We start from the raw sequence: 590 nt of genomic DNA, 5'->3' as shown, positions 1-590 counted from the left end.
GCTATCTGAAAAAATGGGCATGCCACTGTCCACTTTTAAGAGACATTTAACCAGTACCAACCTCGCGCTAGATAAACTGCTTGAATACTGTCGTGCGATTGACTGTACATTGGATGAATTGCAAAAGTTAGCCAATCAGTTGCAAGGTGAAGATGAAGATTATTTTAGTCGAACACAAGATGAAGTGTTTTTTCAGTTCCCACATCTTTACGATTTTTATCGTGAACTGAGGATGTTGCGCGGAAAAGATGGATACACAATTTTAAAGAAGAAATACGACTTATCAGAGCAAAGCATGTCTGATTATCTGGGTGCACTAGAGTTGCTAGACCTTGTTTACGTAGATGAAAACAAAAGTATTACGTTGCACGGCCCGCTGTACTACAGCTACGCAGAAAACTCGAAGTTAAACGATAAGTACACCGAGATAATCAAAGAGCAAACAACGACACATGATAAATGCGTTCGTGTTGCTTTGGCGCGAATGAAAATTACGGAAGAACAGTTGCTGGAGCTTGAAGATCAAGTAGCGAAAACGGTGATTGATTTTCACTCGAAGAATGTTGTCGCTGAAAACTTTAATGTTTCCG

Annotated in this window: 1 protein-coding gene; it reads left to right on the top strand. The window is 40.0% G+C overall.

Annotated elements, in window-relative coordinates:
- Positions 1 to 590: XRE family transcriptional regulator (locus tag R7Z49_RS26415; protein WP_318112617.1), on the top strand; the 590-nt coding region annotated here is incomplete at both ends.

This window comes from Vibrio sp. 1562, from assembly GCF_033340155.1.
GTDB classification, from domain to species: Bacteria; Pseudomonadota; Gammaproteobacteria; order Enterobacterales; family Vibrionaceae; genus Vibrio; species Vibrio alginolyticus.
This window is presented reverse-complemented; position numbering and strand designations above follow the sequence as displayed.